The 26,150-nt window shown below is 67.5% G+C and carries 26 protein-coding genes; 7 read left to right on the forward strand and 19 right to left on the reverse strand.

Annotated elements, in window-relative coordinates:
• The first annotated feature begins 132 nt into the window (after positions 1-132).
• Positions 133-2,673, forward strand: coding sequence for a DNA topoisomerase (ATP-hydrolyzing) subunit B (gene gyrB / locus J3A66_RS12010; protein WP_192003273.1), 2,541 nt, complete (start codon positions 133-135; stop codon positions 2,671-2,673).
• Between the two features lie 51 nt (positions 2,674-2,724).
• On the opposite strand, the gene J3A66_RS12015 is transcribed toward gyrB, so the two are convergent.
• The 5 genes from J3A66_RS12015 to J3A66_RS12035 all read right to left on the reverse strand — a co-directional run bounded on the left by J3A66_RS12015 (position 2,725) and on the right by J3A66_RS12035 (position 7,932).
• On the reverse strand, positions 2,725-3,786 hold the full coding sequence (locus J3A66_RS12015; RefSeq protein WP_209569065.1) for a LuxR C-terminal-related transcriptional regulator: 1,062 nt from the start codon (positions 3,784-3,786) through the stop codon (positions 2,725-2,727).
• Positions 3,787-3,900: 114 nt separating this feature from the next.
• Positions 3,901-4,359, reverse strand: a complete 459-nt coding sequence (locus tag J3A66_RS12020) for a spore coat U domain-containing protein (protein WP_209569066.1) — start codon at positions 4,357-4,359, stop codon at positions 3,901-3,903.
• Positions 4,347-6,650 (reverse strand): fimbria/pilus outer membrane usher protein, encoded by a 2,304-nt coding sequence (locus tag J3A66_RS12025; RefSeq protein ID WP_209569067.1) that lies wholly within the window; start codon positions 6,648-6,650, stop codon positions 4,347-4,349. The genes J3A66_RS12020 and J3A66_RS12025 overlap by 13 nt, the downstream gene beginning before the upstream one ends.
• Before the next feature lie 10 nt (positions 6,651-6,660).
• Positions 6,661-7,344: a fimbria/pilus periplasmic chaperone gene (locus tag J3A66_RS12030; RefSeq protein WP_209569069.1), complete on the reverse strand. Its 684-nt coding sequence runs from the start codon at positions 7,342-7,344 to the stop codon at positions 6,661-6,663.
• A gap of 66 nt (positions 7,345-7,410) precedes the next feature.
• On the reverse strand, positions 7,411-7,932 hold the full coding sequence (locus J3A66_RS12035) for a spore coat protein U domain-containing protein (protein WP_052380908.1): 522 nt from the start codon (positions 7,930-7,932) through the stop codon (positions 7,411-7,413).
• 495 nt (positions 7,933-8,427) lie between these two features.
• Between J3A66_RS12035 and msrB the strand changes: the two genes are divergently transcribed.
• Positions 8,428-8,880 carry a peptide-methionine (R)-S-oxide reductase MsrB gene (gene msrB, locus J3A66_RS12040; RefSeq protein WP_031440471.1) on the forward strand — a complete coding sequence of 151 codons (453 nt, stop codon included), beginning with the start codon at positions 8,428-8,430 and terminating at the stop codon, positions 8,878-8,880.
• 40 nt (positions 8,881-8,920) lie between these two features.
• Here msrB and J3A66_RS12045 read toward each other — a convergent pair whose 3' ends face one another.
• The 11 genes from J3A66_RS12045 to J3A66_RS12095 form a co-directional block, all read right to left on the reverse strand.
• Positions 8,921-9,346, reverse strand: a complete 426-nt coding sequence (locus tag J3A66_RS12045; protein ID WP_107930848.1) for an organic hydroperoxide resistance protein — start codon at positions 9,344-9,346, stop codon at positions 8,921-8,923.
• Positions 9,347-9,446: 100 nt separating this feature from the next.
• Positions 9,447-10,478, reverse strand: a complete 1,032-nt coding sequence (locus J3A66_RS12050) for a histidine kinase dimerization/phosphoacceptor domain -containing protein (RefSeq protein WP_209569071.1) — start codon at positions 10,476-10,478, stop codon at positions 9,447-9,449.
• Positions 10,479-10,922, reverse strand: coding sequence for a response regulator (locus tag J3A66_RS12055; RefSeq protein WP_031394819.1), 444 nt, complete (start codon positions 10,920-10,922; stop codon positions 10,479-10,481).
• Positions 10,919-12,427 (reverse strand): sensor histidine kinase, encoded by a 1,509-nt coding sequence (locus J3A66_RS12060; protein WP_209569073.1) that lies wholly within the window; start codon positions 12,425-12,427, stop codon positions 10,919-10,921. Before J3A66_RS12060 ends, J3A66_RS12055 begins: the two co-directional genes overlap by 4 nt.
• A gap of 186 nt (positions 12,428-12,613) precedes the next feature.
• A complete protein-coding gene (locus tag J3A66_RS12065; RefSeq protein ID WP_031394821.1) occupies positions 12,614-12,856 on the reverse strand; it encodes a hypothetical protein in 243 nt (80 codons plus the stop codon).
• Between the two features lie 357 nt (positions 12,857-13,213).
• Positions 13,214-13,459 (reverse strand): hypothetical protein, encoded by a 246-nt coding sequence (locus J3A66_RS12070; RefSeq protein ID WP_209569074.1) that lies wholly within the window; start codon positions 13,457-13,459, stop codon positions 13,214-13,216.
• A gap of 110 nt (positions 13,460-13,569) precedes the next feature.
• Positions 13,570-14,310 (reverse strand): exonuclease domain-containing protein, encoded by a 741-nt coding sequence (locus J3A66_RS12075; RefSeq protein WP_031394823.1) that lies wholly within the window; start codon positions 14,308-14,310, stop codon positions 13,570-13,572.
• A 66-nt stretch (positions 14,311-14,376) separates the two neighbouring features.
• Positions 14,377-14,832, reverse strand: a complete 456-nt coding sequence (locus J3A66_RS12080; protein WP_209569076.1) for a PH domain-containing protein — start codon at positions 14,830-14,832, stop codon at positions 14,377-14,379.
• A gap of 79 nt (positions 14,833-14,911) precedes the next feature.
• On the reverse strand, positions 14,912-16,279 hold the full coding sequence (locus J3A66_RS12085) for a phosphomannomutase/phosphoglucomutase (protein ID WP_209569079.1): 1,368 nt from the start codon (positions 16,277-16,279) through the stop codon (positions 14,912-14,914).
• 16 nt (positions 16,280-16,295) lie between these two features.
• A complete protein-coding gene (locus J3A66_RS12090) occupies positions 16,296-16,550 on the reverse strand; it encodes a molecular chaperone DnaJ (RefSeq protein WP_056675144.1) in 255 nt (84 codons plus the stop codon).
• A gap of 34 nt (positions 16,551-16,584) precedes the next feature.
• A complete protein-coding gene (locus J3A66_RS12095; protein ID WP_243845586.1) occupies positions 16,585-17,439 on the reverse strand; it encodes a division plane positioning ATPase MipZ in 855 nt (284 codons plus the stop codon).
• A gap of 75 nt (positions 17,440-17,514) precedes the next feature.
• Here J3A66_RS12095 and panC point away from each other — a divergent pair, with 75 nt between their 5' ends.
• Both panC and J3A66_RS12105 read left to right on the forward strand, forming a co-directional pair.
• Positions 17,515-18,366, forward strand: a complete 852-nt coding sequence (gene panC / locus J3A66_RS12100; protein WP_209569081.1) for a pantoate--beta-alanine ligase — start codon at positions 17,515-17,517, stop codon at positions 18,364-18,366.
• Between the two features lie 80 nt (positions 18,367-18,446).
• Positions 18,447-18,743: a sel1 repeat family protein gene (locus tag J3A66_RS12105; protein ID WP_209569083.1), complete on the forward strand. Its 297-nt coding sequence runs from the start codon at positions 18,447-18,449 to the stop codon at positions 18,741-18,743.
• Positions 18,744-18,787: 44 nt separating this feature from the next.
• On the opposite strand, the gene topA is transcribed toward J3A66_RS12105, so the two are convergent.
• Positions 18,788-21,409, reverse strand: a complete 2,622-nt coding sequence (gene topA / locus J3A66_RS12110; protein ID WP_209569085.1) for a type I DNA topoisomerase — start codon at positions 21,407-21,409, stop codon at positions 18,788-18,790.
• A 413-nt stretch (positions 21,410-21,822) separates the two neighbouring features.
• On the opposite strand from topA, the gene J3A66_RS12115 reads away from it, so the two are divergent.
• Positions 21,823-22,089, forward strand: coding sequence for a hypothetical protein (locus J3A66_RS12115; RefSeq protein WP_209569087.1), 267 nt, complete (start codon positions 21,823-21,825; stop codon positions 22,087-22,089).
• On the opposite strand, the gene dprA is transcribed toward J3A66_RS12115, so the two are convergent.
• On the reverse strand, positions 22,058-23,194 hold the full coding sequence (gene dprA, locus J3A66_RS12120) for a DNA-processing protein DprA (RefSeq protein WP_348634043.1): 1,137 nt from the start codon (positions 23,192-23,194) through the stop codon (positions 22,058-22,060). The two genes, J3A66_RS12115 and dprA, sit on opposite strands and share 32 nt — an antisense overlap.
• Positions 23,187-23,804, reverse strand: a complete 618-nt coding sequence (gene plsY / locus J3A66_RS12125; RefSeq protein ID WP_166746459.1) for a glycerol-3-phosphate 1-O-acyltransferase PlsY — start codon at positions 23,802-23,804, stop codon at positions 23,187-23,189. Before plsY ends, dprA begins: the two co-directional genes overlap by 8 nt.
• Before the next feature lie 151 nt (positions 23,805-23,955).
• Between plsY and murI the strand changes: the two genes are divergently transcribed.
• Entirely contained in the window at positions 23,956-24,750 is a 795-nt protein-coding gene (gene murI, locus J3A66_RS12130) for a glutamate racemase (RefSeq protein WP_209569091.1), read from the forward strand.
• Between the two features lie 136 nt (positions 24,751-24,886).
• On the forward strand, positions 24,887-26,149 hold the full coding sequence (gene hemA, locus J3A66_RS12135) for a 5-aminolevulinate synthase (RefSeq protein WP_209570489.1): 1,263 nt from the start codon (positions 24,887-24,889) through the stop codon (positions 26,147-26,149).
• Position 26,150: the final 1 nt, after the last annotated feature.

Here is a 26,150-nt window from a genome sequence, read left to right on the forward strand (position 1 = left end):
TCCAACTGGGCCCCGGCCTCCGCCGGGGAGGCGACGTGTTTGGAGCAAGGCCAGAGCCGACCGTTGTCCTACGCCCCCGAGCCCCCGGCGCCACAGGCCATTTCGCTTCCGTTTCGGGCGTGCGATGCCTATATGCTGGGTATGGCATCCAACCCTGAATCCAACAATCCCAACCTGCCCAACCAGGGCGACTATGGCGCAGACTCGATCAAGGTCCTCAAGGGCCTCGACGCGGTCCGCAAGCGCCCCGGCATGTATATCGGCGACACCGACGACGGGTCGGGCCTCCACCACATGGTGTTCGAGGTCAGCGACAACGCGATCGACGAGGCGCTTGCCGGGCATTGCGACCGGATCGACATCGTCCTGAACGCCGACGGTTCGGTCAGCGTCACCGACAATGGCCGCGGCATCCCCACCGGCATCCACACCGAGGAAGGCGTATCGGCAGCCGAGGTCATCATGACCCAGCTCCACGCCGGCGGTAAGTTCGAGAACACGAGCGACGAGAACGCCTACAAGGTCTCGGGCGGCCTGCACGGCGTCGGCGTCTCGGTCGTCAACGCGCTCAGCGAATGGCTCGACCTGACGATCTGGCGCGACGGCAAGGAGCATTACATGCGCTTCGCGTTCGGCGACGCGGTGCTCCCGCTCAAGATCGTCGGCGACGCGGCCGAGGGCCAGAAGGGGACGCGAGTCACCTTCTTCCCGTCGCCCGCGACCTTCAAGATCACCGATTTCGACTTCGACAAGCTCGAACATCGCTACCGCGAGCTCGCCTTCCTCAATTCGGGCGTGCGCCTGTTCCTGACCGACGCACGGCATGAGGAACTGAAGACCGTCGAGCTCTATTACGAAGGCGGGATCGCCGCGTTCGTGAAGTATCTTGATCGCGCCAAGCTGCCGCTGATGCCCGAGCCGGTCGCGATTTCGGGTACGCGCGACGACGTCACGATGGACGTCGCGCTGCAGTGGAACGACTCCTATTACGAGAACGTCCTCGCCTTCACGAACAACATCCCGCAGCGCGACGGCGGCACGCACATGGCCGCGTTCCGCGCCGCGCTGACGCGCACGCTCAACAATTATGCCGAGAAGTCGGGCCTGTTGAAGAAGGAAAAGGTCCAGCTCACCGGCGAGGACATGCGCGAGGGTCTCACCGCGATCGTCTCGGTCAAGCTGCCCGACCCGAAGTTCAGCAGCCAGACCAAGGACAAGCTCGTCTCGTCCGAGGTCCGCCAGCCCTTGGAAAGCCTGATGGCCGACAAGATGGCCGAATGGCTCGAAGAGAACCCCGCGCACGGCAAGGCGATCGTCGCCAAGATCATCGACGCCGCCGCCGCGCGCGAAGCCGCCAAGCGCGCGCGCGAACTGACGCGCCGCAAGGGCGTGATGGACATCGCCTCGCTGCCCGGCAAGCTCGCCGACTGCCAGGAGCGCGATCCCGCCAAGTCCGAGCTGTTCCTGGTCGAGGGTGATTCGGCCGGCGGTTCGGCCAAGCAGGGCCGCGACCGCCATTTCCAGGCGATCCTCCCCCTGCGCGGCAAGATCCTGAACACCGAGCGCGCGCGCGAGGACCGCATGTTGTCGAGCCGCGAGATCGGCACGCTCATCACCGCGATGGGCACCGGCATCCGCGACGATTTCAACGCGGACAAGCTGCGCTACCACAAGATCGTCATCATGACCGACGCAGACGTCGACGGCGCGCACATCCGCACGCTGCTGCTGACGCTGTTCTACCGTCACATGCCCAAGATCATCGAGGGCGGCTATCTCTACATCGCGCAGCCGCCGCTCTACAAGGCGACCAAGGGCCGCTCCGAAATGTACCTCAAGGACGATGCCGCGCTCGACGAATATCTGGTCGATGCGGGCGTCGGGTCGATGGTCCTCGAAGGGCCCGGCGGCGCCCGCTCGGGTCGCGACCTGAAGGATCTGGTCGATCATGCGCGCCGGATGCGCACGCTGATGCGCTACGTCCCCAAGCGCTATGACGCGGGCATGATCGAGGCGCTGGCGCTGGGCGGCGTGTTCGATCCCGAGGCGTCGGTCGCGGACCGCACGTCGCGGCTCGAGATCGTCACGCGGCGCCTCGAACTCGACGACGGCGATGCGCGCTGGACCGCCGAGCTGACGCAGGATGGCGGCATCCATTTCCAGCGCGCGTGGCGCGGGGTGACCGATCACCACATCATCGAGGCGAGCTTCCTCGTCTCGGCCGAGGCGCGCAAGCTGCACGCTTTGTCGGCCGAGCAGTCGGACAGCTATGCGCGCACCTCGAACCTCGTCCCCGCGAGCAAGGCGGCGCACGCCGACGAGCCCGAGGCGGAAGACGCCGCAGAGACCGGTGCCGGCGTGATCGGGTCCGCCACCGCGGTTGCGACGCGCGGCTCGACCCAGGTGTCGCGCCCGAGCCATCTGCTCGACGCGATCCTCGCCGCCGGCCGCAAGGGCCTCGCGATCCAGCGCTACAAGGGGCTGGGCGAGATGAACGCGGAACAGCTGTGGGAAACCACGCTCGATCCGTCGGTCCGCTCGATGCTGCGCGTGACCGCGGTCAATGCCGAGAGCGCGAACGAGATCTTCACGCAGCTGATGGGCGAAGTCGTCGAACCGCGGCGCGAGTTCATCCAGGACAACGCGCTCAACGTCGCCAATCTCGACGTCTAGGACGCGCCGCCTGGCCGGACCGACGCGCAGGGATCGTCCGATCCGGGTGCGTCAGTCCGGTTTGGCAAGGCGTGGTGCGTCGGTCTTGCGGATGATCGCGCCGAAATGCGTCTGGCCGTCCTCGCGCCACATCGACAGCGACAGGGTGACGGCCAGTTTCGACCCGCCGCGGTGCGTCGCTTCGAGGGTGACGGTCGTCCCGACCAGATGTGCCGCGCCGCGGGCCGCGAGCTGCTGCAGGCTCAGGGCGTTACCCCGTTCTCGCGGATCGATGATCGCAATCGTCTGACCCAGCGCCTGATCGGTGCTGAAACCGAACAGCGTCTCGCACGCCGCGTTCCAGACGATGATCCGGCCGTCATGATCCGCACATAGAATGCCATCGGGAGAGGTCGCGGCGAAATTGTCGAAGCGGGACCGGCCCGGGTCGGGCAGCTGCGGCACGTGGTTCGCCAGCGGCGACCCCTCACGCAGGCTGCGCGCGAGTTCGGGCGTGTCGAGCCAGCGTTCGCGGGGCGCAAGCCCGCCATCGACCGCGACATAGACCATCTCCGCCACGCTGCTGACGTTCAGCTTGCGCAGCGCCTGCGCGCGGTGCCCCTCGACCGTGCGCGGGCTGATCGCCATCGCCTGCGCGATCGCCTTGTTCGTCTGACCGACGATCATCGCGCGCACGACATTGCGCTCGCGCTCGGTCAGCAGGTCGAGACGCGCGCGCGCCGCGCCGCGCTGCGCCGTCCAGTTCACCAGCGTCGCGACCCGTTCGAACGCGCGGTCCAGCGCGGCCGCCAGCGTTTCGGGCTCGAGCGGCATGTCGAGCACCTCGGTCGCGCCCAGTTTCATCGCCTCGACGGTGACCGTCGCATCGGTCCGCGCCGTGATCGCGATCGCCGGCCAGCGGATGTCGCGTTGTGCCAGCGCGGAGAGCAGCCCCAGGCCGTGCGCCGGCGGCGTCCGCAGCTCGATCAGGATCGGCGCAGGCTTGAGCGTGGGCAATTGCTCGAGGAACAGGTCGGCATGGGCAAAGGGCCAGACCGTGATGCCCGACGGCTTCAGACAGGCCTGCAGATGCCGCCGCGTGCCGCTGTCGTCGTCGATGACGTATAGGATCATGGCTGCTCCGGTCGGTGGCGGTGCCAGGGGCCCGAAAATGGTGCCGCGGCCGGGACGATGAAATTCGGCGTTACACGGTAAAGTCTAAGAGTTCGAGGGGGCTGTCGCGGGCGTTCAATAGGTGATGCTGACCCAGAGGATGTCGCTGTAGGATCCCGGCTTCAGCTGCGTCTGGCGGGCCGGTGCGCGGGCATAGACGGGAATCGCGGTGCTGGTCGCGACCGCGGTGCTGCTGACGGTGCTGCTGCCATTGGTGCCATCGCCCCAGACCCTGGAGTGCGCAGGATCGATATAGAGATTGTAGAGCAGCGCCTGGGCGCCGCCGGTCATGGTCCGCGCGCCATAATCGCCATTGCCCGGGCCGATCGCGATGACGACGCTGGTCTCGACGTCGCAGGTGATCGCGATGCCGGTGACCGCATCCTGGGGTGCGGTCGCGAACGGATCATAGGAGCCGAGCGTCAGCGCCTGCGGGCTTACGCTGCAACTGGCTGCCGCTGCCGGCGCCGCGGTCGCGAGTAGCGCGAAGACAAACGCGGCGGTGATCGCGCTGCGACCGATCATGAGGTGCATGTGAAGGTTCCGAGATCGGGTTGGGTCTGTCCGGCGGGGACGAAGTCGAAGGCGAAAGCGCACCCGCCGCCGGCGAAGGTGGCGGATACGCGATTGCGCGTGGCCAGCCCGGTCAGATAGGCGTCGCCGCCGGGCGCCAGCAGAAAGGCTTCGCCCGCGCCGTTCAGGTGAAGCACGGTGCCGGCGGGAAGCGGGCTGCCGTCCGCACCGACCACCCGGAGCCGCGCATCGCTTGCCGCGCGCGCGCCGAACCGTACCGCGACGCCGCTGCGATCATAGGGCCGCACCGTGCGCTTGGTCTCGTCGATGATCGCGTCGAGCGGCAGATCCTCGGCCTCGATCCGGATATGATTGTCCTGAAACGGCAGCAGCCGCGGAATGACCAGCACGCCCGCCGCGTTCGTGCGGCCGACCAGCTGGTTGTCCGAATAGACGCGGACATTGGCGTAGGGGCCGACGCGCACGGTCCCGAAGCTCTGCTCGATCCGGCGTGCGGCGAATACCGCGCCATCGACCGTCGCGACCGATCCGACCAGCTGCAGCCGCCCGCCCGAAGCACCGTTCAGCCGGGTCACCTGCGCATCGATACGGCCGATGCCGCTCTGGGCATTGACCTCCGCATCAAGCCGCTCGATCGCCCCGGTTTCCGCCTGCAGCCGGTATCCGACGCCGTCGCCATAAGGGAGGTTGCGTTGCAGCGTCGTCGTTGCGCCAAGTTCGCCGTCGCGCAGCTGCACGCCGGCGGTAGCACTGGTCCGCTGGCCGAACGGGACGGTGAGGCGGAACTGCACCGTCGTGTCGCGCGCGCCGGCAAAGCTCCGGCTCGCGTTGAGGCTGAGCGCGCCGATCCGACGGAGCCGCATCGACGCATTGGCATTGCCCGACAGGATATCGCCGCGCTGGTCGCGGCTGCGGCGCCACAGAAGCGAAGCTGTGACCGACCCATAGGGCGTGGGCGTGCCGATAAAGCCGGTCACCGTGCTGCGCGCGCGCCGATAGGCAATCGAATCGCCGACCGTCGCATAGTCCGCGGTGGTGATCTCGCCATTGCCGCCCAGCGACAGGCCGCGCGTCTGGCGTTCGAACCCGATCCCGAACAGGCCGCCGCCGCCCCGGTCCGAATGGCTGCCCGCGGCCGAGAGCGAGAAGATCCCGACCGCGGGCCACAAGGCGCTGACCTGCATGCTGGTCGCCTGCATCTTGCGGGTGGTTTCGCCATGCGCCTCGACCGTCAGCCGCTCGGTCACGCCGTAGCGATGCGTCGCCGACAGGATCGGCGTGCCATAGTCGAAGCTCGCCCGCGTGAAATTGCGCCGCAACACGCCGATCTCGTACGAGAAATCATGCAGCCCCCGGCGCAGGATCTGCGGCGCGGCATAATAGGATTGCGTCACCCGCGTCTCGCGACCCAGCGCATCGCGCACCACCAGCTGGATATCGCCGCTGCCATTGACCACCGGGACGTCGGTCAGCGCGAACGGTCCGGACGCGACCGTCTGGCGGTTCTGGAGGATGTTGTTGACATAGAGGTCGACGACCGAGGGTACGGCGGCGCTGCCGTTCAGCGTCGGCAGCGCCATCGTCAGATAGCCCGGCTGCGTCGCGAAATTGGTCGCGAGCTGAAGGCCCGCGAACCGCAGCGCACCGGTCCCGGTGCTGCCGCGCGTCACGCCGTCACCGATCCGCAGCGATCGCAGCCGCGCCGGGTCGTCGATCGTCCAGTTGGTATCCAGCCTGACGAGGCTGCGTCGCCCGTCGCCACTATTCCCCGTGCCGGCAATGAAGCCCGTCCCCATCGTCCCCGCGCCGCTGAACGCGCCCAGCTCGAACAGGCCGTCGAGCGAGGACGCGCCTGACGCGGTCTGTGCGGACAGGTCGTAATTGAGGAAGCCGCCGATCCCGCTGCGCGTCATCGGCCCGTCGGTCCGGCCCGACAGCAGCGCGCTCGACGGCATGAACAATGCGGCCGGCGCGGTGATCGACAGCGTCTGCGTCGCATCGTCGAGGCCGGCGACGAGTCCTTCCGCCGTGTCGAGCCGAAGATAGGTCTCGCCCTCGAACAGCCGCGTGTCGTCCTCTTTCAGCACCAGTCGCCAGGCGCGCGCCGCGTCTCCGGTGACGTACAGCGCGTCCGCATCGTACAGCACCCAGACCGGATCGGGCTGATCGATGCCGTTGATCCGGATCGCGAGCAACGCCAGACGCAGGTCCGCCGGCGCCGCAGCCTGCCCCGCAGCCGGGATGGGCGCGGGGTCGGCAGCGATGCCGGGCGAACCCGCGGCCAGAAGCACGATTGCCAGACTAGCGCGCGGCCAGATTCGCCGTGACTTCGTGCTCGCCATCGGCGGTGCGGATCGCAAGCGTCAGCGGCGTCCCGGTTGTGAGTTCGGGATGCTTGCCGATCTCCCATTGGCGCATGCTCTGCGGCAGGACGACGCCCATCGCGTTGCTCAGCACGGTCGATGTGCCGCCCGTCCCCGCCCGATGTGCGATGCCGGTGACCTGCGCGATCGCGCCGCCGGTGTTGCGCGCCTCGAGCACGATGTCGCCGGCCGGACGCCGCCAGGCGGTCCAGGCGACGTCAGCCTTGGCGGCCGGATCGGCGACGATATAGAGCGGCAGGTTCAGCTTGACCGCGATGCGCACGCCGTTCGCCGTCGCCGGCCCGGGGATCTCCTGCAGCATCACGCGATAGGCGGCATTGGGCACGCGGTGCCGCACGCCGATGCGGACGAGTTGCGGCGCCCGCGTCGCGGCGGTGAAGATGGGTGGCGACGCGATCAGGTCGTCGGTCGGCGTATAGACGTCCTTGCCGTTGACCTGGGTCCAGCGAAAGGCGGACACCCGGATCGATACCGGTACATCCTCGCCATTGGTGATGGTCAGCGATCCGATCGGGCGGTTGGCGGGCAGGGTGAGCGTGACCGGGCTGACGCGGAAGTTGCTCGCGACCGCATCGCCGGGCAGGGCGATGGCGGCGGCCATGCAAAGACCGGCCGCCGTGAGGCGACCGGTCTGCAAGAGGCTTATAAAGCGCATTGCTTGAAGAGCTTAGTAGTTAACCGTGACCTGGACGACATCCGCATAGGTTCCTGCTGGTATGCCCGTCTGGCCAGCCGGGATGCTGCCGGCCAGCACGATCGGCACAATGGCGCCGGTGCCGGTGCCGGTGATCGGCAAGGTGCCGCCCGTGCCATCACCCCATGGGCTGGTCGTGGTGTTGTCATTGTACAGGACGTAGTTCAGCGGCTGGCCGCCCCCGGCGGTCGAGGTCATCCCGCGCAAGGCCATCGTTGCGCCGGTGCCGGTGCCGATATCTGCCGTTGCGGTCCATCCTGTGTCCATCGTGCACATGACGTTCAGACCACCGGTGCCCGCATGCGCGGCGCCATCGGTCACATCGGCGCCGCCGAACTGCAGAGCGGTCGAGGTGACCACGCAGCTCTCGGTGACTTCAGCGTTGGCGGCGATCGTCGTGCCGGTGGTCTGCGCCGATGCCGGAAGGCCGACGAAAGCGGTCAGGCCGAGCGCGGACGCCAGCGCGAATTGGACGCGCATGTTGTTGATAGCCATTGGTAATTCCCAGGACTGGGCGCAGCAGGACATACCTTGCGCCACTCATGTCGAGCCGTATCTGTCATCAAGAGGCTTCTTGAAAACATGCCGCCTCATCGATGCAGTTCTACGCCAATGGCATTGCGAAGACCTGAACAAATGTACAATATTTCCCACGTAGATCTACGCGGACATGCATGCTCTTGACTTGGGATGGTCGTCGATCATCGCCGTACATCATGGCGCATCATGGTAAACGGAATGAGATTGGATGGTTAATACTAGATGAAAGGCTGAATGCTGGCAAGGCGTGCCGTGCGCAGGGGCGCCACATGCCCCGGGATTGCGAAGATCGCGGCCCGGGCACCGGCTCATCGGGCTGGCCTTCACCGTCGCGCGGCCATTCCTATAGCGCCAACGCCCCCTATATCCCGTCGGCACCCTGCTGACCGGACGCAGCTTTCGCGCATCCCGGCCGGCCAACCGACGCGGATCGCCGCGTGAGAGGACAGCATGACAGAGTATAAGAAGACCGACGCCGCGCTCGCCAAGCTGACGCCCGAGCAATATTACGTCACGCAGGAAAGCGGCACCGAGCGACCCGGGACGGGATCCTATCTCAACACCCGCGAACCCGGGCTCTATGTCGACATCGTGTCGGGCGAACCGCTGTTCGCGTCGGCCGACAAGTTCGACTCGCACTGCGGCTGGCCGAGTTTCACCAAGCCGATCACCCCCGCGCATGTCGCCGAGCTGCATGACCGCAGCCACGGCATGGTCCGCACCGAGGTCCGCTCGGCAGGCGCGGACAGCCATCTGGGGCATGTCTTCGAGGATGGGCCGCGTGACCGCGGCGGGCTGCGCTACTGCATCAACTCGGCCGCACTCCGTTTCGTCCCGCGCGACGCGATGGAAGCCGAGGGGTATGCGGACTATCTCGACCAGGTCGACGCCGCAGGCGCGTGACGGAACAGCCGGCCGCTCGCGCGGCCGGCCACCCCGTGGGTCAGGCGAGCGTCAGCCCGACATCGACATTGCCGCGCGTGGCGTTCGAATAGGGGCAGATCTGGTGCGCGGTATCGACCAGCTTCTGCGCCTGCTCGCGGTCGAGACCCGGCAGCGTGACGGTCAGATCGGTGGTGATGCCGAACCCGCCCGCACTGCGCGGACCGATGCCGACCTTGGCGGTCACCGACACATCGTCGGGCAGCTTCACCTTCAGCTGCTGTCCGGCGACCTTCAGCGCGCCGATGAAGCACGCCGAATAGCCCGCCGCGAACAGCTGTTCCGGGTTGCTCCCGTCACCACCGGCGCCACCAAGCTCCTTGGGCGTCGACAGGGCCACCGCGAACCGGCCGTCCTCCGACCGTGCCTGACCGTCACGACCGCCGGTGGCGGTTGCCGTGGTGCTGTATTTCACATCGACCGACATGCTGAATCTCCTATTTGCTTATCGCGATAACTAAATAGGAACGCGCGCGATCACTGTCCAGAGCCGCGCGCTCAGGTATCCTGCTCGTAACCGACGGAGCTCAGCGCACCTCGGCGCGGAGCGTCGCGCGGACGCCGCGATGCGCGCGGTCATATTCGACGATCGAATGCAGGCTCTGCGCCATCGCGCGGATCAGCTTGGTGCCGAGCCCCGTACCGCGCGGCGTGGCATCGGCGGGCATGCCGCAGCCATCGTCCTCGACAGCCAGCAGGAACTGGCCGTCATCGGTCTGCGACAGCGTCACGCGGACCTCGCCCGATCCTGCGGGATAGGCGTATTTGCAGGCATTGGTGACGAGTTCGGTGACGATGACGCCCAGCGACACCGCGCGGTCGGTCGCCAGCCGGATCGGTTCGGCGACCAGCCGCAACGCGCGTGGCAGCGCCTCGCTCGACCAGGTCTCCGCCAGTTCGTCGACCAGCGCGCCGAGATATTCGCGCATGTCGACGCTCTCGACGTCGTTGCTCGTATACAGGCGGCGATGGACCTGCGCGATCGCCTGGATCCGCCGCTGCGTATCCTCGAGCGCCTCGCGCGCGGCCGGGTCGGTCAGCGCCCCCGCCTGCAGGCTGACCATCGCCGAGACCAGCTGCAGCGAATTGGCGACGCGGTGGTTCACCTCGCCGAGCAGCGCCTCGAGCCGCGCATTGGTCGCGCGCAGATCGGCCTCGGCGACGGCCTTGGCCTGTTGCAGCACCGATCGCGCGCCGACCTGCTCGAACGCCGCATCGAGCAGCTCGAAAAACTCCTCGCCGACGGTCTTCACGACATAGTCGGCCGCGCCCGCCTTCAGCGCGGCGACCGCGATCCGTCCCTCGTCTGACCCGGTGACATAGACGACGGGCGGCGCATCGGGCAGCTCGCGCAGCACGTTCAGCGTCTCGAGCCCGTCCATCCCGGGCATGTAATGGTCGACCGCGATCAGGTCATACGGTTCGGCGCGCGCCATCGCGATGCCGTCCGCGCCTGATTCGGCCAGCGTCATATGATACCCGCGACGCTCCATCGCGCGCCCGACCAGCCGCCGGATACCCGCATCGTCATCGATATAGAGAACGCGTTTGCCGGTCATTCAACTCTCGGCCGAGGGGACCTGGATCACCGACAGGAACAGGCCGAGCTGGCGGATCGCCTGGGCAAAGCTCTCATAATTCACCGGCTTGGTGATATAGACGTTGCAGCCCAAATCATAGCAGCGCTGGATCTCGACCTTGTCGTCGGTGGTCGTCAGCACGACGACGGGCGCGCGTCGGAGCGGGCTGCCCTCCGCCTTGATCCGCGCGAGGATGTCGGTGCCGCTCATGTCGGGCAGGTTGAGGTCGAGCAGGATCAGCGCGGGGCCGCTCTTCGCCGGACCGTCGGCCGCATCGAACAGGAAGTCGAGCGCGGTCGTGCCATCGGTGAAATGGCGGATATCGTTGAGGATGCCCGCACGACGGATGTTCTTCTCGATAAGGCGCGCATGGCCCTCGTCATCCTCGATCATCACGATGCCGACGGATTTGTGATCGTTCATGCCACGGGATCCTGTAACCTGAGGTCGAAGGGAAGGTTGAGCCGGAAGGTCGCGCCTTCGCCGAGCGTCGAGACCACGTCGATCGTCCCGCCGAGCCGATAGGCCAGTGCACGGACATGCGCGAGGCCGATGCCCTCGCCGGGCTGGTCCTGCGGCCCGGCACGCCGGAACAGGTCGAAGACGCGCTGGTGATCGCCCGGCGCGATCCCGCGGCCATTGTCGATGACCGACAGGATCACGCGATTGCGCTCGCGCGTGCCGGCAAGCCGGATCACGCCCGGCCGCCCGGGCTGAAGATATTTGGTCGCATTCTCGATCAGGTTCGACAGGATCTGTTCAAGCGCGAGTCGGTCGGTGACGAGTGCGGGCAGGGGGCGGTCGATCGTGACGGTCGCGCCGCGATCGTCGATCAGATGCTGAATCGACGCGACGATCGCGTCGCCGACGGCGGCCGGGTCGACCGGTTCGGGGGTGATCGACCGCCGCCCCTCGCGCGACAGCTTCAGGATCGCGTTGATCAGCCGGTCCATCTTCTGCGTCGAGGCGCGGATGAAGCCGATCGCCTCGGGCAGGTCCTCGCGCGCGGCGATCCGCGCCTCGGGGGTGACGATCTCCGGCGCGATCGCCTCCGCCCGGTCGATCAGTGCGGCCAGCGGCGCGGCGGCCTCGGCCAGCTCCGCGGTAAAGCCCATCACGTTGACGAGCGGCGAGCGCAGGTCGTGGCTGACGATATAGGCGAAACGCTGGATCTCGTCATTCGCGCGGCTGAGATCCGCGGTCCGTTCGACCACCTGATCCTCGAGCGTCTCGTTGAGCAGGTGCAACCGGTCGCGCGACGCACCGAGATCGGCGGTGTAGCGCCGGATCACCAGGATCGCGAGGATCGCGACGACGAGCAGCAGCAGCGCCGCGACGCCCGCCACCGACAGGAACAGCATGTTCGACCGCTGCTGGCGATCGCTGCGGATCTCGAGCAGGCGAACTTCCTCGGCAGCCATCGCCCGCAGCCGGTAGCGGATGCTGCGCATCAGCGGGACGCTCGCATCGACCGCGAACCGGCGTTGCGCCTCGCCGATCCGGCCCGCGTCGACCAGCGCAATCGACTGCGTCCGTAGGCTGCGCAACTGGCCCACCCGCGGTTCGATCAGGTCGAGCCGCGCGGTCTGGCGTGGATTGTCGTGGGTCGAGGAGCGCAGCGCCGTCAGCGCCGGCGCGAGCCGTTGGGCCGTCGTCTCATACGCCGTCGAGAACAGGGGCAGGCCAGTCAGAAGATAGCCGCGCCGCGCGGTTTCCGACTGCTCCATCTCGACCTGCAACGTGGCGATCGCCTGGCGGACGTCCTGCGTATGAAGAATATCGGCGGTGTACCGCGCGTTGCGCACCGTGATCCAGCCGATCGCGACCGCGGCAGCGGCCAGCGCGACGAAGCCGAGCGTCATGAACGCGACCAGCCAGCGGGCGATGCGCCCTTCCGACTGGGGAAGTTTCAAGCTGATACGCGCCATATGCGACCCGTCTAGGATACCGCCTATCGTTACGCCAGCGATACTGACGGACGGCGGCCGGAGAGGGTGGATACCGGCGGCTTGCGCGACGGCGATTGCAAGGATCGGGGCGTCTGGCCGCGCCGGATGGGCATCGACACCGGCCCGCCAGGGTGGGGCCGGCGCCAGCGCCGACCCCGTTATGTCTTAGTTGCTGTCGGAGTTGTTGTCGTCGTCGATCGCGAGATACAGCGCGCCGCCCACGGCGACGGCAGCGACGGCGACGATGACCAGACCGGCACCGGCAACCTTGTTCTTCTTGGCAGTCGGCGATGCAGCGCGCACCGACTTGGCGACCGACAGCGACGCTGCGGAATTTGCAGCAGCATTCGCCGCGACGGGCATGGCCGAGACGGCAACGGCAGCAGCCGTGAGAAGGATCTTACGCATGAGAACAACTCCGTAACTTTATGAGAAGAGCACACAGTATAGGCGTTTGTATTAAAAATGAAGCAACGTCTAAACCGATCGGGGGCAATTATCGGTCACCGACCGTGCCCCTGGGGCAACAGTTTTCGGGCGCTGGCCTTGCCAACGCGGCGGTCGCCACTGTGTCGCATCGATCGCGGGATTGGCCGAGACCCGGAGATCGCAATCGCGATCGATCGGGACGGCCATCAAGATCACGGATCATCATGACCCGGTGATATCGTCGTCATGGTTCGACTTTGGCAGGCCCTCTAACCCGCCCGACAAAACGAGACCGCTGCCGTTCGAGCGGATGACATCGCTACGCCGTTCGTTTGCTCAGTTGCTGTCCGAATCATCGTCGTCGCTCGAGGCGAGCAGAATGGCGCCGCCCACGATGACAACCGTTGCGAGCAGGGGGACGATCAGGCTCGGACCGGCAAGCTTGGTCTTCCTGACGGTCTGCGTCGATACACGCACCGACTTGGCGACAGACAATGGCACCGCTGCGTTGGTGGCTGCATTCGCGGTGGCCGGCATCGTAGCGATTGCAAATGCTGCAGCAATGATGATGAACTTGCGCATGAAGGGGTCTCCACTTCACCGAAGGAGACACGATCATAGTTCAATTCACGAATAATATAAACGCGCGCAATGTTTTGGTACGTATTATATGTATCCGCCGCGAAGTCGCTCTAGAGCAACAGTTCCTGCGCGCTCGCCTTGCCGACGCGGCCGCCGCCACTGCGCCGATCCATCTCGTGATTGGCGGTGAAGCGGATATCGGGATCGCGATCGGTCAGGAACGCCATCAGGGTCTCGTGATCCAGTTCGGACCATTCCTTGCCGCGGTCGGGGCCATAGCGCACGCGCGGGATCAGGCCGGGATCGCGCGACCATTCGATCAGCTGCGCCAGGCTCGCCTCGTTGAGCATGTCGCGCAGATGGAAGGCGGTGACATAGGCGTCGGGGAAGGCACGATGCGCGGGCAGGCCGCGCTCATGCTCCATCCCCGCGGGCTTGCGCCAATAGCGCAGCACCTGGTTCGAGAAGCTCGGCGAATCGGGCCACAGCCGCAGCGCGCATTTCCACGTGCAGATCCATTCCGCGTCACGCGTCAGCGCGGGGGTGCAGAATTTCTGTTCGAAATCGGCACGGTGCGCGGCCAGCGCGAGCCGCCGCGGCCAGGGATCGAGCACCTGACGCGCACAATCATGCCACCAGGGCGCATCGGCGACATGCTCGTCGAGAATATGGTGGATCGCCTGCGTCACCGGCGGGATCAGCCGGCCGGGATTGACGAGCAGGCTGCCGCCTTCGCCGTAGATTTCCCAACGCCCGTCCTCGCCCAGCGCGACATCCTGCCAGCCGATCTCGCACACGCCGTGCGCGGGGGGAGCCGATCCGGTGGTCTCGAGGTCGATGACCCGGATCATCTGCGGCTGGGGTTTGGGCTTTGCATAAGATGGCGCCATGACTGCCATGTGGGGACAAAAGCGCGGCTAATCCAGCGCGTATGCACCGTCGCGGTCGATATCCACCTCGCGCACGCCGCGCCGCTGGCGCGCACGGTCGACGAGCGTGCGCAGCCCTTCGCGCCGGTCGCGCGCCATCGGCACGTCGCGCAGGACGAATTCGCCGCCGCCGGTCGTGCGATCGGTCGACGTCAGCACGATCGTGCCGATGTCGGTCATCTGGTTGAGCAGCGAATAGCCGAGCCGGACGTCCTTGATCCGGTAGAGCTCGATCTCGTCGATCGTCTTGAACAGGATGCCGCGCTTCACGATCAGCCGCTGGTCGGTGATCTCGAAGGTCGTGCTCCGGTTCCGGAGCCAGCGCAGCCCGATCAGCACGAAACCCACGCCGATCAGGCAGGTCAGCAGCGTTCCCCAGCCGGCAAAGCTGCCGAGCAGCCAGCGCCGCGTGCTGGACCGGAATTCGTCGATGGGTCGCTCCACGCGGCACTCCTTGGGATGATGGCGGAGGGTAGGGTCGCGCGGCCCCGAGTCAATCGCCGCGCGCGGGGCGGCACGCGGATCAGGCTCGCGTCACGCCGCAGGCCGCGAGGTGCGCATCGACCGCGGCGAGCAGGCTGGCGAGCGCGTCGGCGGTTCGCGCCTCGGCGCGCACCGTCAGCATCGCCTGCGTGTTCGACGCGCGCAGCAGCCACCAGCCCTCGGGCGTGGTGACACGCGCGCCATCGGTCAGATCGACCACCGCGCCCTCGCGCGTCAGCCGTGCGACGACCGCATCCACGACCGCGAATTTCTCCGCGTCGTCGACCGGAAAGCGCAGATCGGGCGTCGCGACCAGCGCCGGCATCGCATCGTGCAGCGCGGTCAGCGATTGTCCCGACAGATGCACCGCGCGAATGAGGCGGACCGCGGCATAGGCGGCGTCGTCGAACCCGTAATAGTCGCCCGCGAAGAACAGGTGCCCGCTCAGCTCGCCGCCGAGCGGGGCGCCGGTGCGCGTCATCGCGGTCTTCATCAGGCTGTGCCCGGTCGGCGCCATCACCGCCTTGCCGCCAAGCGCGGTGATCCGGTCGAACAGCGCTTGGGACGACTTCACGTCCGCGACGATCGATGCGCCGGGATGCTCGCGCAGTGCAGGCTCGACCAAGATGGACAGGATCTGATCCCCCCAGATCACCCGCCCCAACGCGTCGACCGCACCGATCCGGTCGCCATCGCCGTCAAAGGCCAGTCCGAAGTCGAGGTTGTTTTTGGTGACGAGCCGCTTCAGATCGGCAAGGTTCGATTCTTCGGTAGGATCTGGATGATGATTGGGAAAATTGCCGTCGACTTCGGCGAAGATCACATGATGCTCACCCGGGAGGAGCTTGACCAGCGCCTCGATCACCGGGCCCGCGGCGCCGTTGCCGGTATCCCAGCCGATCCTATAGGCGCCGCCGGCATAGCCCGCCATCAGCCGGCCGACATAGGCGTCGCGCAGGTCGGCGGTGGTAACCACGCCGGCGCCTTCGCTCCACGCGCCCGACGCGGCAAGCGCGGCAAGATCCTGGATGTCGTCACCGAAAAATGGGGCGTGACGCAATACCATCTTGAAGCCGTTATACTCGGCGGGATTATGGCTGCCGGTTACGTGGATGCCGCCATCCACTTCTAGCGTCGCCTCGGCATAATAGAGCATCGGCGACGGGCCGAGACCGATCCGGACGACGTCGACACCGCCCGCGACCAGCCCCGCGACGAGCGCCGCCTCGAGCGCAGGGGAGGACAGGCGACCGTCATAGCCGACCGCCACGCGGGTGCCGCCGATGCCGCGCACGCGCGTCGCGAACCCCCGGCCGATCGCGGTGGCGTCCGCGGGGCCAAGGCTTTTGCCGACGATCCCGCGAACGTCATATTCGCGCAGCGCGCTGGGGTCGAACTGGTGCGTCATACGTCTCTGTGTCGGCTTATCGCGTGCGTTTGAGCAGCAGGTCGCGCGCGGCGTTCACCCGCCGCGTCAGGTCGGTCGAGCCGCCGCGGTCGGGATGGACCGAGGCGATCAGCCGCCGGTGCGCGCCACGGATCGCATCGGCGTCCGCGTACGCGTCGATCCCCAGGATCGCGCGCGCTTCCGCCTCGTCGGTCACCACGCGCTGTTTCGGCTTAGGGCGCAGATACCGCCAGGCCAGCCAGATCAGCAGTGCGGTGGCGATCCACGTCACGCCGCGGCCCTGCGGCGGACCGTGGTGCGGTCCGTCATGCAGCGACATCCGACACGGGGCCGGGCGACGACGGCGTAGCGGCGCGCGGCGCGGTTTCGGCAACCAGCTCGGGCAGTTGCAGCGCCGCCATCATCTCGCGCAGTTCCTGGCGCGCGGCGACGTGCGCCAGCCCCATGCCACCGAATTCCTTCGCATCGATCATCGTCAGCCCGGCGGGGAACATCTCGCGGTAGATGACGCGCTCGCCGAGCCCCGGGATGATCCGGAATCCGACCCGCTTCGACAGCTGGACCAGCGCATCTGAGACGCGGCGCATGTTGCGCGCCTCGATATGCTGGAGGCGGTTGCGCAGCACGACCCAGTCGATCGTCGTCCCGTCCGCGCGGGCGCGCTGCTTGCGCGCGTCCCAGATCAGCTCGGAATAGAAGCTCGGCCGCGTCACCTGGAAGGTTTCGGGATCGACCTGCCCGATCAGGTCGAAATCGACGAAGCTGTCGTTCATCGGCGTGACCAGCGTGTTCGACAGCGCGGCGGCGGTGCGCGCAAACGGATCGTCGCGGCCGGGCGTGTCGACGACGAGGAAATCCGAGTCCGCGCACAGCGAATGCCACAGATCCTCGAACTGGTCCTCGGTCTGCGCCGACAGCGTCGCGTGACGCGGCATTGGCAGCGCGGAGCCGGTGCGCTTGATCGTCTCGGCGCGGTTGTCGAGATAGCGGCCGACGGTGCGCTGGCGGTGGTCGAGGTCGAGACAGGCGACGCGCGCGCCCCTGGCGGCCAGCGCGATCGCGACATGGACCGCGGTCGTCGATTTGCCCGTGCCGCCCTTCTCGTTGGCGAACACGATGACGTGCGTCGAAGCGTGAGGGGAATCCGGGCCCGTGGCCAACGCGCGTTTCCTTATTGATCGTGAGTGACGCCCTTCATAGAAGCCGCGACCGTACTTATCGAGTGGGAGTTTCACGTGGACACCGTCAGGGACCTGAATATGCTGCGCGAAAGCGTCGCCGCGTTCCGCGCGGCCGGCCAGCGCGTCGCGCTCGTCCCGACGATGGGGGCGCTCCACGCCGGCCATGTCGCGCTGATCGAGGCGGCGAAACGGCCGGGAACGAAGGTCGTCGCGTCGATCTTCGTGAACCCCAAACAGTTCGGCCCGAACGAGGATCTCGCGCGCTATCCGCGGCGCGAGATGGCGGACATCAGGCTGCTGAACGAGGTCGGCTGCGATCTGCTCTGGGCGCCGGGCGTCGAGGTCATGTATCCCGACGGCTTTGCCACCAATGTCAGCGTCGCCGGGGTGAGCGAGGGCTTTGACGGGGCCGCGCGTCCCGGCCATTTCGACGGCGTCGCGACCGTCGTCGCCAAGCTGTTCAACCAAGTCGGCGCGGATGCCGCCTATTTCGGCGAAAAGGACTTCCAGCAGCTCGCTGTCATCCGCCGGATGGTCACCGATCTCGACTTCGCGATCGAGATCGTCGGCGTCCCGACGCAGCGCGACGATGATGGCCTCGCCATGTCGTCGCGCAACATCTATCTCGACGACGACCAGCGCCGGCAGGCGGTCGCGCTGCCGCGGGCGCTCGGCGTCGCCGCGCGTGCGATCGCCCGCGGCGAGGATGTCGCCGCCGTGCTCGACGACGCCCGGACCGCGCTGGTCAGCGCGGGCTTCGCGATCGACTATGTCGCGCTCGCGGATGCCGAGACCCTCGTCGAGCAGACGGGGGCGGAACAGTCCAGCGCGGGCCGCCCGCGGCGGCTGCTGGCGGCGGCGCGGATGGGCACGACCCGGCTGATCGACAATATCGCGGTCGACTAGGCAATCCTACGGAATGCCCCGTTAACCATTGTGCAGGCCGAGTCGGTCCAGTCTGTCGGCAGGAACAGCGGGGACCGACAATGGCTTGCAGGCTCAAGACCAAGAATTTCCTGATCGAACGGCGCCTCGCCGATGCCGCGCGCGGCGACGGGCGGGCGTGTTACGAACTCGGGATGGTGTATTCGACCGGCACCGCGGGCGTCGTGCTCGACCTGATCGAGGCGCATAAATGGTTCAACCTGGCGGCGGTGTCGGGCAATCACGCGGCGCAGGAATGCCGCGCCCAGATCGCCGAGGACATGAGCCCACGCGAAATCGCGGTGGCGCAGCGCGCCGCGCGCGACTGGATGCAGTTGACGCAACGCCGCGCGGCGTAAGCCTTCTGTCTGTATCCTCCCCCTGACGGGGGAGGATCAGGGCGTTATTCGGCTGCGGCCTTCTTCTTGGGTGCTGCCTTTTTCGCAGGCGCCTTCTTGGCCGGCGCCTTCTTCACCGGCGCTGCCTTCGCCTCCCCGTCCTTGGCCGCCGCGGCCTTGGCCGGTGCCTTCTTCGCCGCGGGCTTCTTGGCGGGCGCCTTCTTCTTCTTCGTCGCAGGCGCCGCCGCGGCGCGCGCGTCGATCAGCGACGCGGCTTCCTCAAGCGTCAGCTGGTCCTTCTCGATCGACTTGGGCAGGGTCGCATTGGTCGTGCCGTCGGTGACATAGGGACCGTAACGCCCCTCCATCAGCTTGATCTCCGCCTCGGTGCGTGGATGGTTGCCCAGAACCTTGAGCGGCGCCTGCGCCCCGCGCGCGGTGCGACCGCCGCCGGCCGCCGCTTCGGCGAGCTTCACGACCGCCGCGTTCATGCCCGTCTCGAACACGTCCGCGGTCGTCGTGAGACGCGCATATTTGCCCTGATGCTTCAGATACGGCCCGAACTTGCCGATCGTCGCGATGATCGGCTCGCCGGTTTCGGGGTGATTGCCGACCGTCCGCGGGAGCGAGAGCAGCTTGACCGCCCATTCGAGGTTGAGCTCGCCGATGTCCTTCGGGATCGACGCCATCTTGCGGTCCTCGCCCTCGCCGATCTGCAGATACGGGCCGAATCGTCCCGACTTGCGCTCGATCGGCTGGCCGGTGTCGGGATGCGTGCCCAGTGTCGACGGACCCGCATCCGCCTCGGCGTCACCGCCGGGCTGCGCGAAGCGGCGGGTGTATTTGCACTCGGGATAGTTGGAGCAGGCGATGAACGCGCCGAACTTGCCGCCGCGCAGCGCGAGCTGCCCTTCGCCGCAATTCGGGCAGAGCCGCGGATCGCCGCCGTCCGCCTTGGCGGGGAAGAGATAGGGCGCGAGGAAGGTGTCGAGCTCGGCGGTGATCGCGCTGGGCTGCTGCTCCATCACCTCGTTGGTGCGCGGCTTGAAATCGCGCCAGAACGCGTCGAGCACCGACTGCCACTGCGCGCGGCCGCCCGAGACGTCGTCGAGTTCCTCCTCGAGCTCGGCGGTGTAGTCGTAGCCGACATATTTCTCGAAGAAGCGCTCGAGGAACGCCGTCACGAGGCGCCCGGACTCCTCGGCGAAGAAGCGGTTCTTCTCGATCCGGACGTACGCGCGGTCCTTCAGCGTCTTGATGATCGAGGCGTAGGTCGACGGGCGGCCGATGCCGAGCTCCTCCATCCGCTTGACGAGGCTGGCCTCCGAGAAGCGCGGCGGCGGCTGCGTGAAGTGCTGCTCAGCATCGACCTTCTTCTTGGCGGGGGCATCGCCCTCCTTCATCCGCGGCAGGCGACGTGCGTCCTCGTCCTGCGTGTCGTCGGCGCCTTCCTCGTACAAGGCGAGATAGCCGGGGAAGAGCACGACCTGCCCTGTGGCGCGCAGGATGTTGCGCCCCGTGCCGTCGGCCATCTCGACTGTGGTGCGCTCCATCCGTGCCGACGCCATCTGGCTGGCGAGCGCGCGCTTGAAGATCAGGTCGTAGAGCCGCGCATGATCGCCGCCGCCGGCCTTGTCCTTGCCGAAATCGGTCGGACGGATCGCCTCATGCGCTTCCTGCGCGTTCTTCGCCTTCGACTGGTACTGGCGCGGCTTGTCGGGGACGTAGCTCGCGTCGAAGCGGTTCGCGACCGCGAGGCGTGCGGCTGAAATCGCGCTGCCGTCCATCTGCACGCCATCGGTACGCATATAGGTGATCGCGCCGTCCTCGTAGAGACCCTGCGCGATCCGCATCGTGTGATCGGCGGAGAAGCCGAGCTTGCGCGACGCCTCCTGCTGCAGCGTCGAGGTCGTGAACGGCGGCGGCGGGTTGCGCGTGGCAGGCTTGGTCTCGACCGTCTGGACCGAGAAATTGCCGTCGAGCACCGCCTGCTTGGCACGCAGCGCATCGCCCTCGTTGCCGATCGACAGCCGGTCGAGCTTGTTGCCCTCGAACTGCGTCAGGCGCGCCTGGAACGCGGTGCCGTCATGCTCCATCTCGGCCGTCACCGACCAATATTCCTGCGGCTTGAAGACGTCGATCTCGCGCTCGCGCTGGACGATCAGGCGGAGCGAGACCGACTGGACGCGGCCGGCGGACTTGGCGCCGGGCAGCTTGCGCCACAGCACCGGCGAGAGCGTGAAGCCCACGAGGTAATCGAGCGCACGGCGGGCGCGGTACGCATCAATCAGATCATCGTCGAGCTCGCGCGGGTTCTTCATCGCCTCGGTCACGGTCGCCTTGGTGATCGCGTTGAACGTGACGCGCTCGACCTCCTTCGGCAGTGCCTTGCGCGCACGCAGCACTTCGCGGACATGCCACGAAATCGCCTCGCCCTCGCGATCCGGATCGGTCGCGAGGATCAGGCGGTCGGCGGTCTTGGCGAGGTCGGTGATCGCTTTGAGCTGCTTCGACTTGTCGGCGTAATTCTCCCACGTCATCGCGAACTGGTCGTCGGGATCCACCGAGCCGTCCTTCGGCGGCAGGTCGCGGACATGGCCGTAGCTGGCCAGCACGCGATAGTCGCTGCCGAGATACTTCTCGATGGTTTTGGCCTTGGCAGGCGATTCGACGATGACAAGCTGCATGGGGAAACCGGGATCCTTACGTGTACGCGTACGAGGGTGACGGCGTTCGGGTGGTGCCGTCAAGCAGGCGCTTGGTCGGCATGAATGCGCCAGATAGGGCGCCCGCGCCCGTTTGTCAGAGGCAGGGCGGGCGCGGTGGCGGCATTGCGATGCGCCACCGCGGCCGCGGATCGTGTAGACCGGATGACGTCCCCGTCCGGGACTGGTCGAAGTGATGTCGATAGAGCATATGCTGGATAGTTGATCCAAATCAGGTTAATTGTTGGTGTAAGATCGCATCGATCGGCGCTCATTTCGGCGGATTGCATGACATATCAGGGCCCTCTGCCGCGCTGTACTGCCCTCGACCGGGAAAGCGCGTCCTGCCGCGTCGCGACGTTGACCAGTGTCCGGGTGGATCCGGCGGGCGTCGCATGACCCCCGCGGCACTCGTCCTCGCGCAACGCAAATGCGCGGTGCTGGCGCGACGGATCGCGACGCTGCGCCGGGCCGCGCTGCGCACGACCACGCCGCTGCTGATCGAGGACGATCAGCGCGAGCTCGACGGATTGATCGCGACGATCGAACGGGCCTGCGACGACGCGGACGCGCTTGCCCGGAAACAGCGTGCGGCGATCGCGCTGGCGCTGGCGACCACCGGCGCCGCGCCTAGCCGGCGGGCCCGGCCCAGATCAGGCTGACGCGCCCGCCCGCATGCCGTTCCAGCCGGCCGGCCAGTTCGAGTTCGAGCAGGATCAGCTGGACGATCGCGGGCGCCCGGTACGACTGGCGGACGAGTTCGTCGATCCCGACAGGGACGGGGCCGAGCAGGTCGGCGACCGCGCGCCGGTCCGCCTCGCTCGCATCGTCGAGATACCCACCGCCGGTGTCCTGCCCGGTATAGGCGTCGACGGGGGAACGGACCGAGCGGCTGTCGAACGGACGGATCTGTTCGAGAATGTCCGCCGCCGACTGGACCAGCGTCGCCCCCTCGCGGATCAGCAGGTTGCACCCCTGCGCGCGCGGATCGAGCGGGCTGCCGGGCACTGCCATCACCTCGCGTCCCTGCTCGGCGGCGAGCCGCGCGGTGATCAGCGAGCCCGATTTTGGCACCGCCTCGACCACCACGGTCCCGATCGAGAGGCCCGCGATGATGCGGTTGCGCGACGGGAAGTTGCGCGCCTTGGGTTCGGTGCCCGGCGGCTGTTCGGCGAGCAACAGCCCGTGCGTGGCGATCGCGTCCTGCAGCGCGGCGTTGTCGGGCGGATAGGCGATGTCGATACCGCTCGCGATCACGCCGATCGTGCCGCCGGATCCGGTCCCCGTCCCGTTCTTCCCGAGCGCACCGACATGCGCGGCAGTGTCGATGCCGCGGGCGACGCCCGACACCACGGTGGTGCCCGCCTCGGCGAGCGCATGCGCGAGTTCGCGCGCGAAGCGGCAGGCGGCGGCAGAGGCGTTGCGCGCGCCGACCATCGCGATGCACGGCCGTGTCGCGTGCGCGATGTCGCCGCGCAGGATCAGGACGGGCGGCGCGGTTTCGGTCTCGGCCAGCAGGCGGGGGTAATCGGGGTCGTCGACAAAGAGGTAGCGGGCGCCGAGCCGCGCCGTCGCCGCCATCTCGCGGTCGACCAGCGTCCGGTCCGCGACCCGCGGGACGCGCCCGCCGCCGCGTGCGGCCAGCGTCGGCAGCGCGTCGATCGCGGCCTGCGCGCTGCCGAAGCGCGCGATCAGCTGGCGATAGGTGACCGGTCCGATCCCGGTCGTACGGATGAGCCGAAGTCTGGCGACCGCGGTGTCAGCCACCACGCGGCCGGCTGGTGCCACCGATCCGCGGCTCGGTCCCGGCGAGCAGCCGCTGGACGTTCTCGCGGTGTTTCCACCCGACGATCAGCGCGAGCGCGAGGAGCAGCAGGACCAGATCCATGCGCCCGAACAGCGCGGCGGCGAGCGGTGCGCTGAACGCCGCGGCGATGCCCGCGACCGACGAGATCCGCAGCGTGCCGAGCAGGCCGAGCCACACCACCGCATAGACCAGCCCGAGCGGCCAGTGGAGCGCGACGACGATTCCCATCAGCGTCGCGACGCCCTTGCCGCCGCGGAACCGCAGCCAGACCGGGTAGCAATGGCCGATAAAGGCGCCGGCCGCCGCGAGCAGCGCGTTGCCGGGAAACAGATGCGCGACCAGCAGCACCGCGACCAGCCCCTTGGCCATGTCGAGCAGCAGTGTCGCCGCGGCGAGGCCCTTGCGCCCGGTCCGCAGCACGTTGGTCGCGCCGATATTGCCCGATCCGATCGTCCGCAGATCGCCCGCGCCGCCCAGCCGCGTCAGGATGACGCCGAACGGGATCGACCCCAGCAGGTAGCTGAGCGCCAGCGACAGCGTCGGCGCGACCCAGAATATGTCCGTCTGCAAGAAAGCTCCCCCGTTCCGCCCCGCTATAAACGACCCGGGGCGGACGGCAAATGCCCGGACATCCCCACCCCGTCATCCTGACAGAAGAAGAGCGACCCCCTCTGCCGCCCCCAGGCTGTCACCCGCCACCGATACCGCCTAAGGCGCGGTGATGGACGTTCGCCCCATCCTGTTCTTCGATTCCGGCGTCGGCGGCTTGTCGATCGTCGGCCCCGCGCGCGCTGCCTTGCCGGACGCGCCGTTCGTCTATGCCGCCGACTCGGCCGGCTTTCCCTATGGCACCAAGAGCGAGGCGGAGATCGCCGCGCGCGTGCCGGTGCTGCTCGGGCGGCTGGCGGAGCGCTACCGGCCGCGGCTGATCGTGATCGCGTGCAACACCGCGTCGACGATCGCGCTGCCGGTGGTGCGCGCCGCGCTCGATCTGCCGGTGGTCGGCACGGTGCCCGCGATCAAGCCCGCCGCCGCGCTGTCGGTGACGCGGACGATCGGCGTGCTGGGGACCGAAGCGACGGTGCGCCAGGCCTATGTCGACGATCTCGCGGCGCGGTTCGCGGCCGACTGCACCGTCCTGCGCCACGGCTCGGCGGCGCTGGTCGAGATGGCGGAGGCCAAGCTCCATGGCCGCGCGGTCGCGCCCGATCGCTATGCCGCCGTCCTCGACGGCCTGTTCGCGCAACCCGGCGGCGAGGCGATCGACGTGATCGTCAACGCCTGCACCCATTTTCCGCTGGTCGCCCCCGAGCTTGCCGCCGCCGCCGGGACGCGGGACATCCGCTTCGTCGATGGCGGCCCCGGCATCGCGCGCCGGATCGTCCACCTGATGCACGGTCAGTCCTGGGCCGGTGCCGGCGCAGGGGTCGCGGTCTTCACGCGACTCGGCCCCGACGAAAAGGCGCTCGCCCCCGCGATGGCCCGGCACGGGTTCACCCGGCTGGAGCAGCTCTGACGCGCGGCTTGGGACAATATGCCCGCTTGCGTCAGGCGCGCAGCATGGCAATGTTCTACAAGGACGAGGAAAGCGATCACCGTAACAACGGTATTGCGCTGGATTAGACGGAAAGCGAGGCGTAGTGCCCCAGGTCATGATTACGGATGTCTCCACGACGGCCGACGGCATTGCGGGCCCACGAGTCGATTATTCGCGCGTCTTCACGCAGGCGATCGACCGCCTCCATGCCGAGGGCCGCTACCGCGTCTTCATCGATATCCTGCGCAACAAGGGCGCGTTTCCGAACGCGCGCTGCTTTGCCGGGCATAACGGCCCCAAGCCGATCACCGTCTGGTGCTCGAACGACTATCTCGCCATGGGCCAGCACCCCAAGGTGATCGCGGCGATGGAAGAGGCGCTGCACGATGTCGGCGCCGGCTCCGGCGGCACGCGCAACATCGGCGGCAACACGCATTACCATGTCGACCTGGAAGGCGAACTCGCCGACCTGCACGGCAAGGAAGCGGCTCTGCTGTTCACCAGCGGCTATGTCTCGAACGAGGCGACGCTGGCGACGCTCGCCAAGGTCCTGCCGGGCTGCATCATCTTTTCGGACGAGCTGAACCACGCGTCGATGATCGCGGGGATCCGCAATTCGGGCTGCGAGAAGCGCGTGTTCCGGCACAACGACCTCGCGCATCTCGAGGAACTGCTCGCCGCCGAAGATCCGAGCGCACCGAAGCTGATCGCGTTCGAGAGCGTCTATTCGATGGAAGGCGACATCGCGCCGATCGCCGCGGTCTGCGATCTCGCCGATCGCTACAATGCGCTGACCTATTGCGACGAAGTCCATGCGGTCGGCATGTACGGCGCGCGCGGTGGCGGCATTTCGGAGCGTGACCAGGTCGCGCACCGGATCACGATCCTCGAGGGGACGCTCGGCAAGGCGTTCGGCGTGATGGGGGGCTATATCGCCGCCGATCGCACGATCGTCGACGTGATCCGCAGCTATGCACCGGGGTTCATCTTCACGACCTCGCTGTCACCCGTGCTCGTCGCGGGCGTGCTCGCCAGCGTCCGGCATCTGAAGGCGTCGAGCGTCGAGCGCGACGGGCAGCAGGCGTCGGCCGCGATGCTGAAGGCGATGCTGAAGGATGCCGGGCTGCCGGTGATGATCGGCGACACGCATATCGTGCCGCTGATGGTCGGCGATCCGGTCAAGGCCAAGAAGATCAGCGACGTGCTGCTCGCCGAATACGGCGTGTACGTCCAGCCGATCAACTATCCGACCGTGCCGCGCGGTACCGAGCGGCTGCGCTTCACGCCCGGCCCCGCGCATACCGAGGCGATGATGCGCGAACTGACCGACGCGCTGGTCGAGATCTGGAGTCGTCTGGACCTGCGCAAGGCCGCCTGAG

Origin of the sequence: Sphingomonas sp. PvP018, assembly GCF_017876865.1 — a bacterium.
GTDB classification, from domain to species: domain Bacteria; phylum Pseudomonadota; class Alphaproteobacteria; order Sphingomonadales; family Sphingomonadaceae; genus Sphingomonas; species Sphingomonas aerolata.

Bases quoted from the DNA above. Each gene is read 5' to 3' on its own strand.
- J3A66_RS12035 (WP_052380908.1), bottom strand. From the start codon at position 7,932: ATGGCTATCAACAACATGCGCGTCCAATTCGCGCTGGCGTCCGCGCTC.
- J3A66_RS12075 (WP_031394823.1), bottom strand. From the start codon at position 14,310: ATGATCCGGGTCATCGACCTCGAGACCACCGGATCGGCTCCCCCCGCG.
- msrB (WP_031440471.1), top strand. From the start codon at position 8,428: ATGACAGAGTATAAGAAGACCGACGCCGCGCTCGCCAAGCTGACGCCC.
- J3A66_RS12045 (WP_107930848.1), bottom strand. From the start codon at position 9,346: ATGTCGGTCGATGTGAAATACAGCACCACGGCAACCGCCACCGGCGGT.
- J3A66_RS12105 (WP_209569083.1), top strand. From the start codon at position 18,447: ATGGCTTGCAGGCTCAAGACCAAGAATTTCCTGATCGAACGGCGCCTC.
- J3A66_RS12020 (WP_209569066.1), bottom strand. From the start codon at position 4,359: ATGCACCTCATGATCGGTCGCAGCGCGATCACCGCCGCGTTTGTCTTC.
- hemA (WP_209570489.1), top strand. From the start codon at position 24,887: ATGATTACGGATGTCTCCACGACGGCCGACGGCATTGCGGGCCCACGA.
- topA (WP_209569085.1), bottom strand. From the start codon at position 21,409: ATGCAGCTTGTCATCGTCGAATCGCCTGCCAAGGCCAAAACCATCGAG.
- J3A66_RS12015 (WP_209569065.1), bottom strand. From the start codon at position 3,786: ATGATCCTATACGTCATCGACGACGACAGCGGCACGCGGCGGCATCTG.
- J3A66_RS12060 (WP_209569073.1), bottom strand. From the start codon at position 12,427: ATGGCGCGTATCAGCTTGAAACTTCCCCAGTCGGAAGGGCGCATCGCC.
- J3A66_RS12070 (WP_209569074.1), bottom strand. From the start codon at position 13,459: ATGCGCAAGTTCATCATCATTGCTGCAGCATTTGCAATCGCTACGATG.
- murI (WP_209569091.1), top strand. From the start codon at position 23,956: ATGGACGTTCGCCCCATCCTGTTCTTCGATTCCGGCGTCGGCGGCTTG.
- J3A66_RS12115 (WP_209569087.1), top strand. From the start codon at position 21,823: ATGACCCCCGCGGCACTCGTCCTCGCGCAACGCAAATGCGCGGTGCTG.
- J3A66_RS12085 (WP_209569079.1), bottom strand. From the start codon at position 16,279: ATGACGCACCAGTTCGACCCCAGCGCGCTGCGCGAATATGACGTTCGC.
- J3A66_RS12065 (WP_031394821.1), bottom strand. From the start codon at position 12,856: ATGCGTAAGATCCTTCTCACGGCTGCTGCCGTTGCCGTCTCGGCCATG.
- J3A66_RS12030 (WP_209569069.1), bottom strand. From the start codon at position 7,344: ATGGCCGCCGCCATCGCCCTGCCCGGCGATGCGGTCGCGAGCAACTTC.
- J3A66_RS12050 (WP_209569071.1), bottom strand. From the start codon at position 10,478: ATGACCGGCAAACGCGTTCTCTATATCGATGACGATGCGGGTATCCGG.
- gyrB (WP_192003273.1), top strand. From the start codon at position 133: ATGCTGGGTATGGCATCCAACCCTGAATCCAACAATCCCAACCTGCCC.
- J3A66_RS12055 (WP_031394819.1), bottom strand. From the start codon at position 10,922: ATGAACGATCACAAATCCGTCGGCATCGTGATGATCGAGGATGACGAG.